Annotated in this window: 1 protein-coding gene; it reads right to left on the bottom strand. The window is 70.2% G+C overall.

Annotated elements, in window-relative coordinates; translation table 11 throughout:
- Positions 1-1,136: acyltransferase domain-containing protein (locus ACFYUY_RS40070; RefSeq protein ID WP_387908453.1), on the bottom strand; the 1,136-nt coding region annotated here is incomplete at its 3' end.
- Between the last annotated feature and the right edge of the window lie 69 nt (positions 1,137-1,205).

Genomic DNA, 1,205 nt, shown 5'->3' with positions numbered 1-1,205 from the left:
TCCAGCCAGAGGTGTTGGTGTTGGAAGGGGTAGGTGGGGAGGGGGGTGTGGTTGGTGTGGGTGGTGGTGTGGGTGAGGGGTGTGCCGGTGGTCCAGGTGGTGGCGAGGGCGGTGAGGAGGTGGTGGGTTTCGTCGGTGTCGGGGCGGAGGAGGGGGGTGATGTGGGCGGTGTCGAGGGTTTCGCGGGTGGGTGCGGTGAGGGTGGGGGTGGCGCCGAGTTCGAGGTAGGTGGTGGTGCCGAGTTGTGCGGCGGTCTGGAGGGCGTCGTGGTAGCGGACGGTGCCGCGGATGTGGTCCGTCCAGTACTGGGGGGTGGTGACCTCGGGGCCGGCGGGCTTCCCGGTGGCGTCCGAGATGAACGGGATCTTCGGCTCGTGGAAGGTGATCTCCCGTGCTGCGGTGTGGAATTCGTCGAGGATGGGGTCCATGTGGGGGGAGTGGAAGGCGTGGCTGACGGTGAGGGGTTTGGTGCGTCGTCCTTGGGTGTGGAAGTGGTCGGTGATGTGGGTGAGGGTGTGGTGGTCGCCGGAGAGGACGATGGAGGTGGGGGAGTTGACGGCGGCGAGGGAGACGAGGTGTTCGTGGCCGGTGATGGCGTGGAGGGCTTCTTCGGGGGTGGCTTGGATGGCGGTCATGGTGCCGGTGTGGGGGGTTTGTTGCATGAGGCGGGCGCGGGTGGTGACGAGGGTGGCGGCGTCGTGGAGGGTGAGGATGCCGGCGGTGTGGGCGGCGGTGAGGGCGCCGATGGAGTGGCCGAGGACGGCGGTGGGGTGGATGTCGTGGTGGGTGAGGAGGTGGGTGAGGGCGGTGCCGAGGGCGAAGATGGCGGGTTGGGCGTAGTGGGTGTGGTTGAGGAGTGCGGCGGTGGGGGTGTCGGGTTCGGCGTGGAGGAGGTCGCGTAGGGGGTGGTCGAGGTGGGGGCGGAAGGCGTCGGTGAGGTCGTCGATGGCTTGGGCGTAGGCGGGGAAGGTCTGGTAGAGGTGGCGTCCGGTGCCGGGGTGGTGGCTGCCTTGGCCGGGGTAGAGGTAGACGGGTCGGGTGCCGGTGGTGGTGGCGGTGCCGGTGACGAGGGCTGGGTGGGGGTGGCCTTCGGCGAGGGCGGTGAGTGCGGCGTGGGCTTCGGTGGGGGTGCGCAGGATGACGGCGGCGCGGTGGTCGAAGGTGGTGCGGGTGGTGGCCAGGGCGTGCGCGACCTCGGCGGGGTG

The organism is Kitasatospora sp. NPDC004745 (genome assembly GCF_042873275.1).
In the GTDB taxonomy this organism is placed as follows: domain Bacteria; phylum Actinomycetota; class Actinomycetes; order Streptomycetales; family Streptomycetaceae; genus Kitasatospora.
Note: the sequence above shows the minus strand (reverse complement) of the source record. Positions and strands in the feature narration are given on the sequence as shown.